Origin of the sequence: Paraburkholderia aromaticivorans, assembly GCF_002278075.1 — a bacterium.
Lineage (GTDB): Bacteria > Pseudomonadota > Gammaproteobacteria > Burkholderiales > Burkholderiaceae > Paraburkholderia > Paraburkholderia aromaticivorans.
On record NZ_CP022989.1, the window covers coordinates 2,742,057 to 2,760,992 of the forward strand.

Annotated in this window: 17 protein-coding genes and 1 tRNA gene; 10 read left to right on the forward strand and 8 right to left on the reverse strand. The window is 63.7% G+C overall.

The genetic code is table 11. The annotated features are described in order from the left end of the window. Positions 1–25: 25 nt before the first annotated feature. The gene (gene lplT / locus CJU94_RS12535; RefSeq protein WP_095418951.1) at positions 26–1,324 is read right to left on the reverse strand and encodes a lysophospholipid transporter LplT; all 1,299 of its coding nucleotides are present in this window, start codon (positions 1,322–1,324) and stop codon (positions 26–28) included. Positions 1,325–1,535: 211 nt separating this feature from the next. Then, positions 1,536–2,339 (reverse strand): inositol monophosphatase family protein, encoded by an 804-nt coding sequence (locus CJU94_RS12540; RefSeq protein WP_095418952.1) that lies wholly within the window; start codon positions 2,337–2,339, stop codon positions 1,536–1,538. Positions 2,340–2,748: 409 nt separating this feature from the next. On the opposite strand from CJU94_RS12540, the gene CJU94_RS12550 reads away from it, so the two are divergent. Together CJU94_RS12550 and cysE are read left to right on the forward strand one after the other, a co-directional pair. Further along, positions 2,749–3,585: an RNA methyltransferase gene (locus tag CJU94_RS12550; protein WP_095420326.1), complete on the forward strand. Its 837-nt coding sequence runs from the start codon at positions 2,749–2,751 to the stop codon at positions 3,583–3,585. A 202-nt stretch (positions 3,586–3,787) separates the two neighbouring features. Further along, positions 3,788–4,627, forward strand: coding sequence for a serine O-acetyltransferase (gene cysE / locus CJU94_RS12555; RefSeq protein ID WP_095418954.1), 840 nt, complete (start codon positions 3,788–3,790; stop codon positions 4,625–4,627). Positions 4,628–4,750: 123 nt separating this feature from the next. Here cysE and CJU94_RS12560 read toward each other — a convergent pair whose 3' ends face one another. From CJU94_RS12560 to CJU94_RS12575, 4 genes are all read right to left on the reverse strand, one after another. Continuing rightward, on the reverse strand, positions 4,751–5,548 hold the full coding sequence (locus tag CJU94_RS12560) for a UDP-2,3-diacylglucosamine diphosphatase (protein ID WP_095418955.1): 798 nt from the start codon (positions 5,546–5,548) through the stop codon (positions 4,751–4,753). 58 nt (positions 5,549–5,606) lie between these two features. Continuing rightward, the gene (locus CJU94_RS12565) at positions 5,607–6,101 is read right to left on the reverse strand and encodes a peptidylprolyl isomerase (RefSeq protein WP_007181373.1); all 495 of its coding nucleotides are present in this window, start codon (positions 6,099–6,101) and stop codon (positions 5,607–5,609) included. A 151-nt stretch (positions 6,102–6,252) separates the two neighbouring features. Next, positions 6,253–6,834, reverse strand: coding sequence for a peptidylprolyl isomerase (locus CJU94_RS12570; protein WP_095418956.1), 582 nt, complete (start codon positions 6,832–6,834; stop codon positions 6,253–6,255). Positions 6,835–6,884: 50 nt separating this feature from the next. Further along, entirely contained in the window at positions 6,885–7,697 is an 813-nt protein-coding gene (locus CJU94_RS12575) for a tetratricopeptide repeat protein (protein ID WP_095418957.1), read from the reverse strand. A gap of 231 nt (positions 7,698–7,928) precedes the next feature. Between CJU94_RS12575 and cysS the strand changes: the two genes are divergently transcribed. The 4 genes from cysS (at position 7,929) to tilS (ending at position 12,998) form a co-directional block, all read left to right on the forward strand. Further along, positions 7,929–9,326: a cysteine--tRNA ligase gene (gene cysS, locus CJU94_RS12580; protein ID WP_095418958.1), complete on the forward strand. Its 1,398-nt coding sequence runs from the start codon at positions 7,929–7,931 to the stop codon at positions 9,324–9,326. A 47-nt stretch (positions 9,327–9,373) separates the two neighbouring features. Beyond that, entirely contained in the window at positions 9,374–10,423 is a 1,050-nt protein-coding gene (locus tag CJU94_RS12585) for a DNA-3-methyladenine glycosylase family protein (protein ID WP_095418959.1), read from the forward strand. Positions 10,424–10,547: 124 nt separating this feature from the next. Continuing rightward, positions 10,548–11,519 (forward strand): acetyl-CoA carboxylase carboxyltransferase subunit alpha, encoded by a 972-nt coding sequence (locus tag CJU94_RS12590; protein ID WP_095418960.1) that lies wholly within the window; start codon positions 10,548–10,550, stop codon positions 11,517–11,519. A 48-nt stretch (positions 11,520–11,567) separates the two neighbouring features. After that, positions 11,568–12,998 carry a tRNA lysidine(34) synthetase TilS gene (gene tilS / locus CJU94_RS12595; protein ID WP_095420327.1) on the forward strand — a complete coding sequence of 477 codons (1,431 nt, stop codon included), beginning with the start codon at positions 11,568–11,570 and terminating at the stop codon, positions 12,996–12,998. 25 nt (positions 12,999–13,023) lie between these two features. Here the strand turns inward: tilS and CJU94_RS40840 are convergent, their stop codons facing one another. Next, complete coding sequence (locus CJU94_RS40840; RefSeq protein WP_157763739.1) at positions 13,024–13,296, reverse strand: hypothetical protein; 273 nt, start codon at positions 13,294–13,296, stop codon at positions 13,024–13,026. A 77-nt stretch (positions 13,297–13,373) separates the two neighbouring features. Here CJU94_RS40840 and CJU94_RS12600 point away from each other — a divergent pair, with 77 nt between their 5' ends. From CJU94_RS12600 to CJU94_RS12610, 3 genes are all read left to right on the forward strand, one after another. After that, entirely contained in the window at positions 13,374–14,624 is a 1,251-nt protein-coding gene (locus CJU94_RS12600; RefSeq protein ID WP_095418961.1) for an aspartate kinase, read from the forward strand. 181 nt (positions 14,625–14,805) lie between these two features. Continuing rightward, positions 14,806–14,899: transfer RNA gene (locus CJU94_RS12605), tRNA-Ser, on the forward strand. Positions 14,900–15,511: 612 nt separating this feature from the next. Next, complete coding sequence (locus tag CJU94_RS12610; protein WP_095418962.1) at positions 15,512–15,859, forward strand: hypothetical protein; 348 nt, start codon at positions 15,512–15,514, stop codon at positions 15,857–15,859. 155 nt (positions 15,860–16,014) lie between these two features. Here CJU94_RS12610 and fabI read toward each other — a convergent pair whose 3' ends face one another. After that, positions 16,015–16,809: an enoyl-ACP reductase FabI gene (fabI, locus tag CJU94_RS12615; protein WP_095418963.1), complete on the reverse strand. Its 795-nt coding sequence runs from the start codon at positions 16,807–16,809 to the stop codon at positions 16,015–16,017. 126 nt (positions 16,810–16,935) lie between these two features. Here fabI and CJU94_RS12620 point away from each other — a divergent pair, with 126 nt between their 5' ends. Beyond that, positions 16,936–18,900, forward strand: a complete 1,965-nt coding sequence (locus CJU94_RS12620; RefSeq protein WP_095418964.1) for an extracellular solute-binding protein — start codon at positions 16,936–16,938, stop codon at positions 18,898–18,900. The last annotated feature ends 36 nt before the right edge of the window (positions 18,901–18,936 follow it).

The window sequence follows — 18,936 nt, forward strand, 5'->3', positions numbered from 1 at the left end:
TGTCGGTGTCATCCTGCGCACGGCCTCATTCTTCCACCATCACCCGCATGTCCACCGTGCGTTCATTCACCGCGCTGCGCCGTTTGGCGAGCCACATCATGAAGGTGATGAACGTGCCGAATACGACAATGATCCACTGCGCTGGCATCTTCGCAGTGAGCAGCAGCGCATACGCGCCGAGCATCAGCAGCACGGCGAGATTCTGGTTGAAATTCTGCACCGCGATCGAATGTCCCGCGGAGAGCAGCGTCGCGCCGCGATGCTGGAGAATCGCGTTCATCGGCACGATGAAAAATCCCGACAGCGCTCCGAGCAGGATCATCAGCGGATAGGCGAGCAGAATGTAGAACGGCAGGACGTAACTGCCGATGCGAATGCCCGAACCCGGCGGGAACAGGTCCTTGTTGTAGAACGCCATGGCGATCGCCACCGCGCCGGTCAGGATGCCGATCGGCAACACGCGTAGCGACTGGCGCAGCGGAATCAGCGCGGCCGCGGCCGCCGCGCCCACCGCGATGCCGAGCCCCGTGACGCCTTGCATGACCGCCGCCTTCGAGAGCGACAGCCCGAGGTTCACGTTGGCCCATTTGAGCACCAGCAGTTGCAGCGTCACCGCGCCACCCCACATCAGGGTCGTTACCCACAGCGCGATCTGTGCGAGTTTGTCGGCCCACAGCACGTTAAAGCAATGGTAGAAATCGCCGACCAGCTTCTTCGGTTCTTTCAGGCGGTTTTCATAACGCGCGCCGGTGTCGGGAATGAAGATGTTGATCGCGGCGGCGATCGCATACGTCACCATCGTCGCGAACATGGCGAGGTCGGCGGAAGAACGGATCAGCGGCAGATGCGCATGCGCGACGAATTTGTCCGCGAAGGTGCTGATCAGCGCGCCGCCCACCATCGTGCCGACAATGGTCGATAGCACCGTGGCCGACTCGAGCCACGCGTTCGCCTTGACGAGTTTTTCCGCAGGCAGCAGTTCAGTGAGGATGCCGTACTTGGCCGGCGAATACGCGGCCGCGCCGAAGCCGACCACGCCGTAGGCAATCATCGGATGAACGCCCGCGATCATCATCAGGCAGCCGCTCGCCTTCAGCGCGTTGGAGACGAACATGACATGCCGCTTTTGCATCGAATCGGCGAAAGCGCCGACGAACGGCGCGAGCAGCACGTAGGAAACGGTGAAGAAGATCTGCAGCAGCGGCGTGACCCAGGCGGCCGAGCGGATCACGGAGAGCAGCGCGATGGCCGCGATCAACAGTGCATTGTCCGCCAGCGACGAAATGAACTGCGCCGCGATGATTGTGTAGAAGCCTTTTTTCATGAAGCGGATCGGAAGCTGCGCGAGAAGTCAGGCGCAAAGCAGGGCGCAGCGAAAACGCGCGAAACGCAGCCGGCAATCGAGCACGCCGGCGCGGCTTCCCGCTTTGTAGCACGAACGCCCGCTGCATGCAGGCGCGCCAATGAAAAAGCGGCCGAAGCCGCTTTGGTCACAATCCGCGCGCCGGTAAGGAGCCGGCGCCACGCCGCAGGCCTTATGCGGGCTGCTGGCGCGTGCGGCTGTAGCGCGACAGGATCGGGATCATCTGTGCGTAGACCTTCGGGTTGCCCGCAACGATTTCGCCGATGTGCAGGAAATCCGAATCACCCGTGTAGTTGCCGACGAGGCCGCCGGCTTCCGTGATCAGCAGGCTGCCCGCGGCGACGTCCCACGGATTCAGGCCTTGCTCGAAGAAGCCGTCCATCCGGCCGGCGGCGACGTTCGCCAGATCGAGCGCGGCGGCGCCCGGACGGCGCAGGCCGGCGCAGGCGCCGGTCATTTCAGCGAACTGGCGGCCGTACGCTTCGAGGCCGTCCTTTTCGCGGAACGGGAAGCCGGTGCCGATCAGGCCGTCGGCCAGACGGTCGCGCTTGGCCACGCGGATGCGGCGATCGTTGAGGAACGCGCCACGGCCGCGCGAGGCGGTGAACAGGTCGTTGCGGGTCGGGTCGTAGACCACGGCTTGCGTCACGATGCCCTTGTGAGCCAGCGCGATCGACACGCAGTAGTACGGGAAACCGTGGATGAAATTGGTGGTGCCGTCGAGCGGATCGATGATCCACTGGTATTCGGATTCATTCTCCGACTCGCCGGATTCTTCGGCGAGAATGGCGTGATCGGGGTAGGCGGTCTTCAGCGTGTCGATGATCGCCGCTTCAGACGCTTTGTCGACCTCCGTGACGAAATCGTTGTGCTGTTTCTTGCTGACCTGGATGAGATCGAGGTCGAGCGACGCGCGGTTGATGATCTGGGCTGCGCGGCGCGCGGCCTTCACAGCGATATTGAGCATGGGATGCATGAGACTGGATCCTTGTGCCGGGGCAGCACGGCTGCTGGCCGGTAAATGAGCGCTAACCTGCGCTAATTGGGCGCCCTCGATGAGGCGCGGAAACAGCACGGAACGCCCGCCCGGTCCAGGACCGGTGCGCATTCCGCCGACGGAGACGAATTGGATAAGAACGAGGCGCTCATGCCAGGCCGGGCGGCAAAGCTGGACGCGAATTCCGGTATTTTACCTGAGTCCGGGCGCGGCGGCAGCGTTCGCGGGGCGAGCGGTCATCTTCACGGTTTTTCGCGGCGCGGTTCGGCATTCGCGAGCGCGCGTGCGGACGCGTTTGTGTGCACATTTTCGTGCGCTCTCGCGTGCAATTCTGACCCGCTGCGGCGTTGGCGCTACCATACGCGTCTTTAGTTTGCTGAATTCCATCGTGGACCACACCCACCATTCTTCCGATCCCGCCGTAGCCGAGCTGCGCGGCGGCTTCACCTCGACCCGCTTCGTCCTCGTCGAACCGAGCCATCCGGGCAACGTCGGCGCCGCGGCGCGCGCGCTGAAAACCATGGGTTTTTCGCGGCTAGTGCTGGTATCGCCGCGCGTGCCGCACGTGCAAAGCGATCCGGAGGCCATCGCCATGGCGAGCGGCGCCGACGACGTGCTGGCGTCCGCGCACATCGTGCCGACGCTCGCCGACGCGCTGAGCGGCGTGCATTGGTCGATCGCGCTGACTGCCCGGCTGCGCGAATACGGACCGCCGCAATGGACGCCACGTGCCGCGGCAGGCGTCGCGCGCGAGCAGGCGACGCACGGCGAGATCGCTTTGGTGTTCGGCAACGAGCGCACGGGTTTGTCGAACGAGGATGTGGAGCGGTGCAGCGCGCTCGCGCACATTCCGGCCAATCCGGCCTACAGTTCGCTCAATCTCGCGCAGGCCGTGCAGGTGCTGGCGTATGAGTTGCGCACCATGTATCTCTCGACCGACAGTGCAACGCTCACGGCCTATTCCGCGCCTCAAGCTGCAGCGGGGCAGGGTGAGCCGGCCGGTGCGCGGGCGGCGAGCGACGAGATCGAGAGCATGTTCGTGCATCTGGAAAGCGCGCTGGTGGCGCTCGAATTTCTCGACCCGGCCAATCCGAAGAAGCTGATGTCGCGTTTGCGCCGCCTGTTCGCTCGCTCCGGTCTGGAGCGTGAGGAAGTGAATATCGTGCGCGGTATCGCCAAGCACATCCTGTTGAAGACCGGGCGCAAGGACGGTGACGCGTCCTGAGAACGGCATGCCGTCGCCAGTGCTTTCCGGCTGGCCGGCGACGACCCCGCGGGCAGCGTGGGCTTCCGGCAGGTTTTGCGGGTTGGCTCTACAATCCTCGAAACGTTCTAAGCAAAGCTGCCGGCGTGCTTTGCGGCAAGCCATGCCGTCACGCGTGCCAGGTCTCGCGTGCAGCCCTTTCTCCCCACGACACAGTCCTGCCATGTTCACGAGACTTCGCGAAGACATCGCCACGATCCGCGAGCGCGACCCCGCCGCCCGCAGCGCCTGGGAAGTCCTCACGTGTTATCCGGGTCTGCACGCGCTCGTGCTGCACCGGCTCGCGCATGCCTGCTGGCGGGCAAACCGCCGCTGGCTCGCGCGTTTCGTCTCGCAGATGGCGCGCTTCATGACCGGCATTGAAATCCATCCGGGCGCGACGCTCGGGCGGCGCGTGTTCATCGATCACGGCATGGGCGTGGTGATCGGCGAAACCGCGCAGGTCGGCGACGACTGCACGATCTACCAGGGCGTGACGCTCGGCGGCACCTCGCTCACGCGCGGGGCGAAGCGGCATCCCACGCTCGAGCGCGGCGTGATCGTAGGCGCGGGCGCGAAGGTGCTCGGCGGTTTCACGATCGGCGCGGAAGCGAAGATCGGCTCGAACGCGGTGGTGACCAAGCCCGTGCCGGCGCGCGGCACGGCGGTGGGCAATCCCGCGCGCATCATCGTGCCGGCGGCGATGGCATCGGAAACGGCTGCGCGCGCGGCGAACGCCGATTCCGGCGGCGCCGCGCGCGACGTCAAACGCTCCGCTGGAAGCAGCGGCTTCTGCGCTTACGGCATCACGCCGAATGCGGACGATCCCGTGTCGCTGGCAATTCACGGCCTGATCGATCACGCCGCCACGCAAGCGAAGCGCATCGACGAAATCGTCGACGCGCTGGAGCGGCTGGGCACGAGTCTGGAAGGGTTGCAAGGCGCGGATGCGGCGTTGCTCGATCTGCGGCGTCTGTCGGCTGCGATCGCGGGGAAGGTCGAGGGAGCGGCGGTGGAGCGTTGACGCTTCTGGCCGAAGCCGAAGCCGAAGCCGAAGCCGCGTCAAACCGAACGGCCCCCGATTAGCGCCCGCACTTACACGGGGACTCTCACACCATCGCGCGGCGCGAAAGCCGCGCCGCCACGATCAATTCAACGGCAACGCCCGTATCCCTTCGGCATCGATACGCAGATACCCGCCACGGCGCTCGCCGTGGTCGAGATCCCAATCCGGCAGTACCCAGCGCGTGCCGCCCGGCTCGCGATGCCGCGCCGGCCGGTGCGTGTGCCCATGAATGATGGTCGCCGTTTTCGACGATTTGAACAACGCGGCCACGGCCGACCCGGTCACGTCGTACTTCGGCGAAACCGGCCGCGAGCGGCCTTGCTCGCTTTTCGAGCGCATGTTCTCGGCGAGCTTCTGACGCCAGCGCAGCGGCCACGCCAGGAACAGCAGCTGCGCGAACCGGCTACGCCCAAAACGGCGGAACATTTGATAGCCGCGATCCGCGGTGCACAGGCCGTCGCCGTGCGCGAGCGCGATACGCGTGCCGAATGCGGTGATCACGAACGGATCGGGCAGCCAGATCGCGCCGGCCGCTTTCATGAAGCGCTTGCCCAGCAGAAAATCGCGGTTGCCGTGCATGATGTAGAGCGCGATGCCGCGCTCGGACAACGTATGAAGCAGCGCCGCCATGCGCGCGACGAACGGCTCGGCCAGCATGTCGTCGCCGATCCAGTACTCGAACAGATCGCCGAGTATGAAAACCGAATCGGCCTGCTCGGCCGTCACGCGGATGAAATGCTCGAACGCTGCGACCGTGTGCGGAATCGCCTCGCTCAAGTGAATATCGGAGAGGAAAAAAAACGGGCGTGCGGCGTGCGGGCGTTTGCCCTCGCCAGGCACGCCCGCGGCGACGCTTCGCAGCGGCGTTTCTTGCAGCATTGAAGGTGCCTGATATCAGTTCGAACGGGTCGACGCTTGGTTCACGCTGAGCTCACGCTCAGTCGACGATCACGGCCTTTTCGATCACCACGTCGTCTGCCGGCACGTCCTGATGGAAGCCCTTCGAACCCGTCTTGACCTTCTTGATTTTCTCGACGATGTCCATGCCTTCGACCACCTTGCCGAACACGGCGTAGCCCCAGCCCTGCGGCGTCGGCGACGAGTGGTTCAGGAAGTCGTTGTCGTTCACGTTGATGAAGAATTGCGCCGTGGCCGAATGCGGGTCGTTCGTGCGCGCCATGGCGATCGAGCCGTTCACGTTCTTCAGACCGTTGTTCGCTTCGTTGGTGATCGGCTCGGCCGTCGGCTTCTGCTTCATGCCGGGCTCGAAACCGCCGCCCTGGATCATGAAGCCGTCGATCACGCGGTGAAACACCGTGTTGTCGTAGTGGCCGGCTTTCACGTAGTTGAGGAAGTTTTCAACCGACTTCGGCGCCTTTTCAGCGTCCAGTTCGAGTTTGATGACGCCGTGGTTCGTATGCAGTTCAACCATGATGGAATCCTTTGATGAACGGGGTGGGTAAAAGGCGCGGCGAGCCGTCATGAGTTGACGTCGGGCCGCGCCGGGGCGTGGATTGAGCGTTGACGCTTTTTATTCAGGCGCGCTGCATGTGGCTGATTGTTGCGCGCCCCGATTGCTGCAATTACTTGCCGACGAGCGTTGCCGACTCGATCACGATCGGCTTTTGCGGCACGTCGCTCATCGGGCCGCGCGAGGTGGTCGGCGCGCCTTCGATCTTCTTCACGACGTCCATGCCGCTCGTGACCTTGCCGAACACCGCATAGCCGTTGCCGTCCGGATTCGGATAGTCGAGGCCGGCATTGTCGACCGTGTTGATGAAGAACTGCGCGGTGGCCGAATTCGGATCGCTGGTGCGCGCCATGGCGAGCGTGCCGATCGTGTTCTTCAGACCGTTACGGCTTTCGAGCACGATCGGCGCGCGCGTCGGCTTCTCCGCGAAGCTCTGCGTATAACCGCCGCCCTGAATCATGAAGCCGCGAATCACGCGATGGAAAATCGTGCCGCTGTACTGGCCGGACTTCACGTAGTCGAGAAAGTTGGCGACCGTCTTGGGCGCTTTCTCAGGATACAGCTCGACGCGGATGTCGCCTTCCGATGTCTTGAGGAGGACGGACGGATGCGCGGCTTGCGAACCGGACTGGGCAAAAGCGGGCGCGTTTGCGATCAGGGCGGCGCTGCCGAGCGCCAACATCAACCATTTCATGAAGTTCCTCGGGGTTGGAAAAACGTGTTGCGCAAAAACGTAACGGCGTATTACTTCGACGGCGCCATGTAGGGCGGCATGGCGAGCGAGCCGTTCGCGCCGCCGTACTGGAAGCTCGGCGTCTGCGTCATGTTCGAGGTGGCGCGGGCGGTGTAGTCGTCTTCCGCAGAGGCGGCCTGTCTTGCGGGCGCCTGGGTCTTGACCGGCGAAATCACCTTCTGGATCTCCGCGAGGCGCTGCGTGGTGGTGGCGCTCGCCTTGCCGAGGCTCTGCGCGCGGCGATAAGCCTCGTTGGCCATGCGCAAATACAGGTCGCCGAGATTTTCGTAAGCGAGGCCGTAGCCCGGATTGACCTTGGTCGCCGTTTCGAGCGCGGCGCGCGCTTCGGCATAACGGCCTTGCTTTGCGTAGAGCGCGGCGAGGTTGTTATACGGCTCGGGCAACTCGGGGTAGGTCTGCGTGAGTTCGGTGAACGCGGTGATGGCTTCGTCATCGCGGCCGAGGTGGGCGAGCACCGTGCCGCGCTTGAATTTCGCCTGTGCGTCGCGCGGATTCGAGGCGATGCGCGCGTCGAGCTGGGTCAATGAGGCCGCCCAGTTTTTCTGCGCGATCGACGCGTCGATTTCCGGCGTGTTGTCGCGCACGGCGGGCCCTTGTGGCAGCGTGGCGGTTTTCTGCGCGAAGGCGGCCGCGGCCGGTACGGCCGCAAGGGCCACAGCCAGGGTGGCGCGCAAGGCGAGGGCGCGCGTGGTGTGACGAACGCCGCCGTGGATCGCGCCGTGCGTCATGCCGCGCGCGACGCCGCCGAAGGCCGTCGCGGCGAGGGTCGCAGCGCTGCGCGCGCGGCCGCTTGAAGGTTTCATAGGCTCAGGTCTGGATGTTATACTCCGACCCATTCTAACAAAAGGTCTGCGCGTTCCGTCGAACCGCAAACTGTCTTTTCGCCACTCGTGGTCGTCTCCGCCTTGATCGCAGCCTGACCGCCGCACCCGTTGCACCGGTTTCGCTGTACGCGACGCACCCGCCGTCTGTTCGCTGGGCGCGGCGCGCTCGAAACACATTGCGGATTTCTTTCGGCCCACGCACCGTTCTCTATGGAATCACTGCGCATCTACAACACGCTCGCGCGTGACAAGCAAACTTTCGTGCCGCTGCAAGCCGGCGTCGTGCGGATGTACGTCTGCGGGATGACCGTGTACGACTATTGTCACGTCGGCCACGCGCGCGTGATGGTCGTGTTCGATATCGTGCAGCGCTGGTTGCGCACGCTCGGCTACGACGTGACCTACGTGCGCAATATCACGGACATCGACGACAAGATCATCCGGCGCGCAGTGGAGAACGGCGAAACGATCAAATCGCTGACCGACCGCTTCATCAAGGCGCTGCATGAAGATGCGGACGCGCTCGGCATCCAGCGTCCCGACGTCGAGCCGCGCGCCACGGACTTCATTCCCCAGATGCTCGGCATGATCGAGCAGCTCGAAGCGAACGGCTACGCCTACCAGGCGAGCGACGGCGACGTGAACTATGCGGTGCGCAAGTTCGCGAATTACGGCAAGCTCTCGGGCAAGTCGCTCGAAGATCTGCGCGCGGGCGAACGCGTCGCGGCGAACGACGCGAAGCAGGACCCGCTCGACTTCGTGTTGTGGAAGCAGGCCAAGCCGGACGAGCCGGCCGACACCGGCTGGGATTCGAAGTACGGGCGCGGCCGTCCCGGCTGGCATATCGAATGCTCGGCCATGGGCTGCACGTTGCTCGGCGAACATTTCGACATTCACGGCGGCGGCCAGGACCTGCAGTTTCCGCACCACGAAAACGAGATTGCGCAAAGTGAAGCCGCTACCGGTCAAACCTTCGTCAATTTCTGGATGCACAACGGCTACGTACAGATCGACAATGAGAAGATGTCGAAGTCGTTGAACAACTTCTTTACGATTCGCGAAGTATTGGCACAGTACGATGCCGAGGTCGTGCGGTTCTTCATCGCGCGCGCGCATTACCGCTCGCCGCTGAATTACAGCGACGTGCATATCGACGACGCGCGCAACGCCCTCACGCGTTTGTACACCGCGCTGAAGGACGTCACGCCCGACGGCGCGGAACTCGACTGGAACGAAGCGTATGCGCAGCGTTTCCAGGCAGCAATGAACGACGACTTCAACACGCCGGTTGCCGTATCGGTGTTGTTCGAGTTGGCAACTGAAGTGAACCGCACGCGCGACCCGGCGCTGGCCCGTCAATTGCGATCGCTGGGTGCTGTGATCGGACTGCTCGGCCGCGAGCCGCGCGCCTTCCTGCAGCAGGCAGCGGGGGCAGCCGCCGCTGGCGCGCTCGAGGCCGACGCGATCGAAGCGAAGATTGCCGCGCGCACGGCCGCGAAGCAGGCGAAGGACTTTGCGGCAGCAGACCGGATCCGGTCCGAATTGCTCGAGGCCGGCGTTGCACTGGAAGACAAACCCGGCGGATTGACCGAGTGGCGGCGCGTGTGAGCGCACCTCGACCGTCCCTTTGATCGACTCGCCAGGCAGGAGGCAGGATGGCAACGGCCACGAAGACGCCGGCTAAACGAGCCGCGTCTCAAACAAACGCGGCAGCCGCGGGAAAGTCGACACGTACGTCGGCTCGCACGGGCAGCGGCGTGGTAAAGAAAGCATCGTCGAACGCCGCCGGGGTGGTGGCCAAGACCGCAACGGGCACATCGAAGAAGACCACGGTCAAACGCGGGCTCAACGGTGCGTCGGTGCACGCGCCTGTTGCGAAGCGGGCGAGGACGTCGCGTGCAAAGGGCAACGGCGCTTTGCCGGTCGAACTGGCCGGCGACGTGCAGGAGCTCGCCCGCGTAACGGCCGATGGGCACGAAGGCGAAGTCGTGCGCAAAACGCGCGCGTCGTCCGCCGCGGGCGGCGAAGCGGCGAGCGCGAGCGAAGTCGCGGTGCCGGTGCAGGTCGGCGGCCTCACGCCTGAAGTCACGCGGCCCGCGTATTGGGACAAGGCGTGTGCCGATCTCGTCAAGCGCGATCGCATTCTGAAAAAACTGATTCCGAAGTTCGGTCCGGTGCATTTGCTCAGCCGCGGGGACCCGTTCGTCACGCTCGCGCGCTCGGTGGTCGGGCAGCAGATTTCGGTGGCGTCCGCGCAAGCCGTCTGGGCGAAAGTCGAGGCCGCCTGTCCGAAGCTGGTGCCGCAGCAGTTCATCAAACTCGGTCTGGACAAGCTGACCGCGTGCGGGTTGTCAAAACGTAAGGCCGAGTACGTGCTCGACCTCGCGCAGCATTTCGTTTCGGGTGCGCTGCACGTCGGCAAATGGACGTCGATGGAAGACGAGGCGGTGATCGCCGAACTCACGCAGATTCGCGGCATTGGCCGCTGGACGGCGGAGATGTTCCTGATCTTCAATTTGTCGCGTCCCGACGTTCTGCCGCTCGACGACCTCGGACTGATCCGCGCGATCAGCGTCAATTATTTCAGCGGCGAACCGGTCACGCGAAGTGAAGCGCGCGAGGTGGCCGCCAATTGGGAACCGTGGCGTACCGTCGCCACCTGGTACATGTGGCGTAGTCTTGACCCGTTGCCGGTCGACTACTGAAGAACAAGAAACGGGATCAAATCAAAAACTATCGATTATTAAAGATTGATAGTTGCGAGATGGTTTTGACATCGGCGCGCGCGGTTAGAATACGCGCTGCCGGTAAGTCCAAGGATTACAACCAATGAAGACCACCTTTCTGGATTTCGAACAGCCGATCGCTGAACTCGAAGCGAAGATCGAAGAATTGCGCTTCGTGCAGGACGATTCGGCCGTCGACATTTCGGAAGAGATCGAGCGGCTGTCCAAGAAGAGTCAACAGCTCACCAAAGATCTGTACGCGAACCTGACGCCGTGGCAGGTTTCGCAAATCGCCCGTCATCCGCAACGCCCGTACACGTTCGACTACGTGAACGAGCTGTTCACGGATTTCCACGAACTGCACGGCGACCGCAACTATGCGGACGACCTGTCGATCGTCGGCGGCCTTGCGCGTTTCAACGGCCAGGCCTGCATGGTGATCGGCCATCAGAAGGGCCGCGACACCAAGGAGCGCGCACTGCGCAACTTCGGCATGCCGCGTCCGGAAGGCTATCGCAAGGCCGAACGTCTGATGCGTCTCGCCGAAAAATTCGGCTTGCCGATTTTCACGTTCATCGACACGCCGGGCGCCTACCCGGGCATCGGTGCGGAAGAGCGCGGTCAATCGGAAGCGATCGGCCGCAATCTGTATGTGATGGCGGAACTGAAAACGCCGCTGATCGCGACGATTATCGGTGAAGGCGGTTCGGGCGGCGCGCTCGCCATTGCCGTGGGCGACAGCGTGCTGATGCTGCAATTCTCGACCTATTCGGTGATTTCGCCGGAAGGCTGCGCATCGATTCTGTGGAAGAGCGCCGCGAAAGCGCCGGAAGCCGCCGAGGCGCTCGGCCTGACCGCGCATCGTCTGAAGGCGCTCGGCCTGATCGACAAGATCGTCAACGAGCCGCTAGGCGGTGCGCATCGCGATCCGAAGGGCATGGCCGCCATGCTGCGCCGTGCGCTCGCCGATTCGCTGCGCCAGTTCCAGGGCATGAGCATCAACGACCTGCGTCAACGCCGTTTCGAACGGTTGATGTCGTACGGCAAGTTCAAGGAAACGACGCCGGGTGTCTAAGCCCGCGCGCGTTTGCTTTCGTCCTTCAGCGCCTCACGCGCGAGCGACGTGACCTCCACCGCCGAAACACCCGCCGACCGCCTCGTTCTCGAGGCGGTCGGCGTTTCGCTGTCCACGCTTGCGGCCAACGCGCGTATTGCGATTGCGTTCAGTGGCGGGGTGGATTCGAGTGTGCTGCTCGATGCCGCGGTGCGCGTCGCCGGCGCGTCGCGTTGCGTGGCGCTGCATGTGCATCACGGCCTGAGCGCTCATGCGGATGCGTGGTTCGCGCATTGCGAGGCGTTCGCGCGGGAGCGTGGCGTCGAGTTCGCGGCAGAGCGCGTCGAGGTGTCGCGCGACGCGGGCGTGAGCGTCGAAGCCGCCGCGCGCGAGGCGCGTTATCGCGCGCTGGACGCCATGTGCAGGTCGCGCGGCGTCGCCACGCTCTGGCTCGCGCAGCATGCGGACGATCAGGCTGAAACCGTGCTGTTGCAATTGCTGCGGGGCGCCGGCCTCGCCGGTCTTGCCGCGATGGCGCCCGAGTATCTGCCGGCAAGGGCGTCCGCAACGCGCGTGCGACCTCTGCTTCACTTAATGCGTGCGCAACTCGAGCAGTACGCGGGCGATCGCGCGTTGCGCTGGATCGACGACGAGTCGAACGCGGACACGCGCTATGCGCGCAATGCGTTGCGCCATGACGTGATGCCGGCGCTGGCTGTCCACTTTCCCGGCTTTCGCGACGCGCTGGCCCGCACGGCGGCGCACGCGGCGTCGGCGCAGCGTTTGCTCGATGCGCTCGCGCGCCTCGATATGGAAGGCGCATCGCGCGACGAAGGGCGCGCGCTCTCGCGCGATGCCTTGCTCGCGCTCGACGACGACCGCGCGCTCAATCTCATGCGCTACTGGATGCGCACGCTGGGTTTCGTCGCCGCGTCGAGCGCGCGTCTTGGCGATGCGCTGCGCCAACTGCGGGAAATCGGCGCCACGGACGACGGCCACGCGTTGCGCATCGATCACGCAGGCCATGCGTTGCGCAGCTATCGTGGCCTCGTGTACTGGGAAGCGGGCGACAGCCGCGATCCCGCCGACGAAACCGCGCTCGCCGCGCGCGCGGTCAGCGAACTCGCGTGGCAGGGCGAGCCGGTCTGGCGTTTGCCGCAATGGCGCGGCACGTTCGTATTCGCCGAAGCAGCCGCGGGCGACCCCGACGCGATTGCCGGCAGCGTTCTGCGGCGCGGCGTGCTGAGCGCGCGCGCGCGCAGCGGGGGCGAACGGATGCGCACAGGCGAGGCGCCCCATGCGCCGAGCCGCACGTTGAAAAACCTGTTCCAGGAACGCGGTATTCCCGCATGGAAGCGCGACGTGCCGCTGCTCTACGTCGGCGACGACCTGCTATTCGTGCCTTTGCTCGGGATAAATCGCGCGGCGTTGCCGGAACACGCCGACGGGGCCGAATCGTGCGTCAGGATCGTCTGGCGCGAGGATCTGCTGATCGCCTGACCGGCCGGTCGGCCACCCGGATGAGCTAGCCGGCAAATCCGGAAAGAGGGCGCCAATCCGCATGAAACAAGCCTTTGCGGCCCCTATTCGACCCCTCTCGATAGCCATTGCGGCTTGTCTTTTTACGCTCGATCGGGTAATTTAACTTGTTTGCCCGACCCGCTTTTGCCGTCGCTTTTACCGGTCTGCGATCGTGATCCGTCGTTTCCGATAAGCCATCAGCGATCATTCCCGGGCAAATCCGCGCGTGCTGCACGCGTGCTGCATTTACGCCGCCACACATTTTGCCGTCGTTCACAAGACGTTGCGCTCCTGTGCTTTTGTGCGGTCGTCTCCAGCGCGCCAGCGCGGTTTCTCCTCCAGTTCAGAACGACAATGGCACTCATCGTACACAAATACGGCGGCACCTCGATGGGCTCGGTCGAGCGCATCAAGAACGTCGCCAAGCGCGTCGCGAAATGGCACAAGGCCGGCCACAAGATGGTCGTCGTGCCGTCGGCGATGTCCGGCGAAACCAACCGCTTGCTCGGTCTCGCGAAAGAAATCACGGGTCAGCCGAGCCCGCGCGAACTCGACATGATCGCCGCTACGGGCGAGCAGGTCAGTTCGGGGCTGCTCGCCATCGCGCTGCAGGAAGCCGGCGTCGACGCGGTCAGCTACGCCGGCTGGCAAGTGCCGGTCAAAACGGATAGCGCATTCACGAAGGCGCGTATCAGCGAAATCGACGGCGAGCGCGTTCTGCGCGATCTCGACGCGGGCAAGGTGGTGGTGATCACCGGCTTCCAGGGCATCGATCCCGAGGGCAACATCACCACGCTCGGCCGGGGCGGTTCGGATACGTCGGCGGTCGCGGTCGCGGCTGCGCTGAAAGCCGATGAGTGCTTGATCTACACGGACGTCGACGGTGTCTACACGACCGACCCGCGCGTGGTGGAAGAAGCGCGCCGGCTCGATCGCGTGACGTTCGAAGAAATGCTGGAAATGGCGAGCCTGGGTTCGAAGGTGCTGCAGATCCGCTCGGTGGAATTCGCCGGCAAATATCAGGTGAAGACGCGCGTGCTGTCGAGCCTGACCGATCCGCTGATACCGCTCGACGCTGAAATGAAGTCGGGCACCCTGATCACTTTTGAAGAAGACGAGACCATGGAAAAAGCAGTCATCTCGGGCATCGCGTTTCAGCGCGATGAAGCGCGTATTGCCGTGATGGGTGTGCCCGACAAGCCGGGCATCGCGTATCAGATTCTCGGCCCGGTGGCGGACGCGAACATCGACGTCGACATGATCATCCAGAACCAGAGCGTGGAAGGCAAAACGGCGTTCACGTTCACGGTCGGTCGCGGCGACTATCAGCGCGCCATGGACATCCTCACGAGCCAGGTGAAAGGCCACGTGCAAGCCGAGCAGGTGTTGGGCGATCCGAAGGTGTCGAAGGTGTCGGTGGTCGGCGTCGGCATGCGCTCGCATGTCGGCATCGCGAGCACGATGTTCCGCACGCTGTCGGAAGAGGGCATCAACATCCAGATGATCTCCACCTCCGAAATCAAGATCTCGGTGCTGATCGACGAGAAGTACATGGAGCTCGCCGTGCGCGCGCTGCATAAAGCGTTCGAACTGGATCAAGCGTAATTTGCGTTGAACCACGGGGCGTACCAGAGCGCTCCGTTTGTTTTGCGTGGTCGATGTGAATAAATTGCGTCGTCAATGACAAAACTGGCACAAAAAGTGTTCGCCAGACATTGACCTTCGTGGTTCGGCCCGCTATTATCTTGGCTTCGTCGCGCTGACTCCCTGCGCGACCGAAAGTTTGGGAGACGTGGCCGAGAGGTCGAAGGCACTCCCCTGCTAAGGGAGCATCTGGGCCAAAACCTGGATCGAGGGTTCGAATCCCTCCGTCTCCGCCAGCAATGGTGGCAAACCCCGCAGAGTCTAGGCTCTGCGGGGTTTTGTTTTTGGGCGCGCTATTCAGCGCGTCGTCGAGCAGAGTGTGATGGGCTTTGCGATGGTTTCCATGTCGCCGATATTCGTCGGGCTTTCAACTCGCCTCGTTGGAATTCGGCCATCTTCACTGCCACGAGGGAAGATCGCGGCGCGGAAGCATTCGTTAAAGCGCAGACAGGGCGCGAGCGTTTCCGCGCGTCGACAACACATATCGGTAACGGAATAATGCCTGGGTATCCTACGTATGGCGTCTGTGCGGGCGAGGTCTGCTGCCGTGCGTAGCCGCTCGTCGATGCCAGCGTCGGCGCGAAGAGCGGGGGCATGGACGCGCCGTCGAATGAGGTCGCCCCGCATCGCGTCGGAAACGTCGGAAATGTCGGAAAACGGGCCGCGACGGACGCACGCGCCGGTTACAACACCACCGCTTCTTCACCGAAATTCAGTCCAATGTAACGAGACGTAACCGGCCCGTCATGAACGCGATGTTATGCATCAGTTATTACAAAGCTGAAATACGCGGAACAGCGCCTTGCGCTATATTTCCGCCAACAACACATTCTTCCAAAGGGTGATCGATGAAGTCCGCTCGTCTTGTTCCGCTTCTGATCGGGGTTTTCGCGTTGGGTGCGTCGGGTGCAGCAATGGCCGGCGGGGTCAACATCGGTGTCAACATCGGCATTCCCGCGCCGGTTTACGTCACGCCGGCACCGGTTTATGCACCGCCTCCGCCGCCTCCGCCGCCGGTCGTCTATCAGCCGGCTCCCGTGTACTACGGCGGCCCGTCGATCGTGATCGGCTGGCATGGCGACCGCTACTGGGATGGCCGCCGCTACTGGGCGCGTGATGACTGGTACCGTCATCATCCGCCGGGCCGGTACGACTACGGCCGCGACCACTACGACCATCATCGCGGCTGGCACTAAGCATCCAGGCCGCGATTGATTGATCCAAACGCGAAGTCAAAGAAAAACCGCCCGAAAGGGCGGTTTTCTATTGGGCTTCTGCAAACAAGTCTGCAACAGGCCCGCAAAAAGCAGCGGCGCCGACAGAGCGCCATCGGCTCATGCTAATGACCCACTCACTCCGCAACCGCGGCGGCCATACCGCCCACCACCGCGCTAAAGCCGCTATCGACGTGCACGATTTCCGCGGTCACCCCGGCCGCCAGATCCGACAGCAGGAAGGCCGCCGTATTGCCGACCTGCTCGATCGTGACGTTGCGCCTGAGCGGCGCATTCTGTTCGACGAACTCGAGAATCTTGCCGAATCCCTTGATGCCGCTTGCCGCCAGCGTCTTGATCGGACCCGCCGAAATGCCGTTGACGCGCACGCCTTTGGCGCCAAGCGAGACGGCCAGATAACGCACGCTGGCTTCCAGCGAAGCCTTGGCGAGACCCATGGTGTTGTAGTTCGGAATCGCGCGTTCGGCGCCGAGATAGCTGAGCGTGAGCAATGACGCGTCCGGCGTGAACATGGACTGCGCGGCCTTGGCGAGCGCGGGGAAGCTGTACGCGGAGATGTCGTGCGCGATGCGGAAATTTTCGCGCGTCATGCCGTCGAGGAAATCGCCGGCAATCGCTTCGCGCGGCGCAAAGCCGATCGAATGAACGAGACCGTCGAGGCCGTTCCAGCGTTGCTTGAGCGAGGCGAAGAGGGCGTCGATCTGCGCGTCGTCGGCGACGTCGCAGGGGAACACGAGGTTGCTGCCGAACTCGCCGGCGAACTCCGTGATGCGGTCCCTGAAGCGCTCGCCGACATAGGTGAACGCCAGCTCGGCGCCTTCGCGCCTGCAGGCTTGCGCGATACCGTATGCAATCGAGCGGTTCGACAGCAAGCCGGTCAGCAGGATACGTTTGCCAGCGAGGAAGCCCATGGAATCTCCTGATCGGCTCGGCGAGCCGCGCACGTGGATGCGGTGTGCAATGCACGTGCGGATCGCGTGAGTTTATTGGGTAGAATTCTCTCACACTGCATTCGCCCACTGACCAACAAGGCCCCTATGACAAACGGCTCGCGACGGGTTCCAACGCCTCGTGCACCCTGGTGCAGCGTGATTCACAGACCCTCGCGCGCCGGCCTCGCGATTGCGCCGCGTTCCCGGCGCTCCGCCTGTGCTGCCATGATGTGCGGCGTGCTGGCCGTGGCCGGTTTGCTCGCGGCGCCGGGAGCGCACGCGGTCTATGCGATCGCTCAATACGGCGACCCGAAATATCCGGCGGATTTCAAGCACTTCGACTACGTCAACCCGGAGGCGCCGAAAGGCGGCACGCTGGTGCTGGCCAATCCGAGCCGTCTTACCAGCTTCGATAAATTCAATCCGTTCACGCTGCGCGGCAATACCGCGCCCGGTGTGGACCTGATGTTCGAAAGCCTGACCACCGGCAGCAGCGACGAAGTGGCGTCCGCCTACGGGCTGCTCGCGGACGACATCAGCATCGCGCCGGATGGCCTGTCCGTCACCTTCCACATCAATCCGCGCGCGCGCTTTTCGAACGGCGATGCGGTCACCGCCGACGACGTCAAGTTTTCGCTCGATACGCTGAAAAGCCCGCAGGCCGCGCCGCAATTCGCATCGATTTTCGGCGAGATCACGCGCGCGGTGGTGGTCGACCCGCACACGATCCGCTTCGAGTTTCACCAGCGCAATCGCGAGTTGCCGCTGCTGGCGGGCGGCATGCCGGTGTTCTCGCGCAAGTGGGGGATGAAGCCGGACGGCAGCCGGATTGCGTTCGACCAGCTGGCGTTCGAAAAACCAATCGGCAGCGGCCCGTACCTGATCGAGCAATACGACAACGGCCGCACGATCACGTACCGGCGCGACCCGAATTACTGGGGCGCGGCGTTGCCAGTGCGGGTCGGCACCAACAACTTCGATCACATCGTCTACAAGCTGTATTCGGATAGCACGGCGCGCCTGGAGGCGTTCAAGGCCGGCGAGTACGACGCGTTGGTCGAGTACGTCGCGCGCAATTGGGTGCGGCGCGATGTCGGCAAGAAGTTCGATAATGGCGAGCTCATCAAGCACGTGTTTGCGCAACATAACGGCACCGGCATGCAGGGCTTCATGCTGAATACGAGGCGGCCCTTGTTTCAGGACGTGCGCGTGCGCAAGGCGCTCGATCTCGCGCTCGACTTTCAGTGGCTCAATCGCCAGTTGTTCTTCAATCAGTACACGCGTATCGACAGTTTTTTTGCCAACACCGATCTGCAGGCGAAGGGGCTGCCTTCGCCGGGTGAGCTGGCGTTGCTGGAACCGTGGCGCGCGAAGCTCGACCCCGCGGTGTTCGGGCCGCCGCCGAAGCAACCGGACACCGACCCGCCCGGTTCGCTGCGCGCCAATCTGTTGCAGGCGCGCGCGCTGTTGCAACAGGCCGGCTGGACCTACCGCGACGGCGCTTTGCGCAACGCCAAAGGTGAACCGTTCCGCTTCGAAATTCTCGACGACTCCGGCTCGTCCGCGCAGATGGAGCCGATCGTCGCGACATTCATCCGCAATCTGCAGAAGCTCGGTATCGAGGCCACGTTTCGCGTGTCGGATTTCGCGGTGTATCAGAAGCGTCTGGACAGCTTCGATTTCGACACCACCACGATTCGCCTGCCGGACGTGCAGGTGCCCGGTTCGGAGCAGATTGAGCGCTTTGGCAGCAAGGCGGCGGATACGCAAGGTTCCGGCAACGTGATCGGGCTGAAGTCACCCGCGGTCGATGCCATCCTGAACGCGCTCGTGCATGCGCAGACGCGCGAGCAACTGATCGACGCCACGCACGCGCTCGACCGCGTGCTGATGCATGGCTACTATGTGGTGCCGCATTGGTACAGCGCGACGCATCGGGTGGCGTTCAAGCGCGGCCTCGCGTGGCCGGAAACATTGCCCCTGTACTATTCAGCGGAAGGCTGGATCACGTCGACCTGGTGGTTTGCCCAGCCGCAGCCGCAAGCCCAGGCCCAGGCCCAGCCGCGCTAACGCGCCATTCATTCATCGCCTTCGCACCGGAACGCC

Excerpts from the sequence above, each read along its gene's own strand:
- lplT (WP_095418951.1), bottom strand. The coding sequence starts at position 1,324 with ATGAAAAAAGGCTTCTACACAATCATCGCGGCGCAGTTCATTTCGTCG.
- CJU94_RS12540 (WP_095418952.1), bottom strand. The coding sequence starts at position 2,339 with ATGCATCCCATGCTCAATATCGCTGTGAAGGCCGCGCGCCGCGCAGCC.
- cysE (WP_095418954.1), top strand. The coding sequence starts at position 3,788 with ATGTTCACGAGACTTCGCGAAGACATCGCCACGATCCGCGAGCGCGAC.
- CJU94_RS12560 (WP_095418955.1), bottom strand. The coding sequence starts at position 5,548 with ATGCTGCAAGAAACGCCGCTGCGAAGCGTCGCCGCGGGCGTGCCTGGC.
- CJU94_RS12565 (WP_007181373.1), bottom strand. The coding sequence starts at position 6,101 with ATGGTTGAACTGCATACGAACCACGGCGTCATCAAACTCGAACTGGAC.
- CJU94_RS12570 (WP_095418956.1), bottom strand. The coding sequence starts at position 6,834 with ATGAAATGGTTGATGTTGGCGCTCGGCAGCGCCGCCCTGATCGCAAAC.
- CJU94_RS12575 (WP_095418957.1), bottom strand. The coding sequence starts at position 7,697 with ATGAAACCTTCAAGCGGCCGCGCGCGCAGCGCTGCGACCCTCGCCGCG.
- cysS (WP_095418958.1), top strand. The coding sequence starts at position 7,929 with ATGGAATCACTGCGCATCTACAACACGCTCGCGCGTGACAAGCAAACT.
- CJU94_RS12585 (WP_095418959.1), top strand. The coding sequence starts at position 9,374 with ATGGCAACGGCCACGAAGACGCCGGCTAAACGAGCCGCGTCTCAAACA.
- CJU94_RS12590 (WP_095418960.1), top strand. The coding sequence starts at position 10,548 with ATGAAGACCACCTTTCTGGATTTCGAACAGCCGATCGCTGAACTCGAA.
- CJU94_RS12600 (WP_095418961.1), top strand. The coding sequence starts at position 13,374 with ATGGCACTCATCGTACACAAATACGGCGGCACCTCGATGGGCTCGGTC.
- CJU94_RS12610 (WP_095418962.1), top strand. The coding sequence starts at position 15,512 with ATGAAGTCCGCTCGTCTTGTTCCGCTTCTGATCGGGGTTTTCGCGTTG.
- fabI (WP_095418963.1), bottom strand. The coding sequence starts at position 16,809 with ATGGGCTTCCTCGCTGGCAAACGTATCCTGCTGACCGGCTTGCTGTCG.
- CJU94_RS12620 (WP_095418964.1), top strand. The coding sequence starts at position 16,936 with ATGACAAACGGCTCGCGACGGGTTCCAACGCCTCGTGCACCCTGGTGC.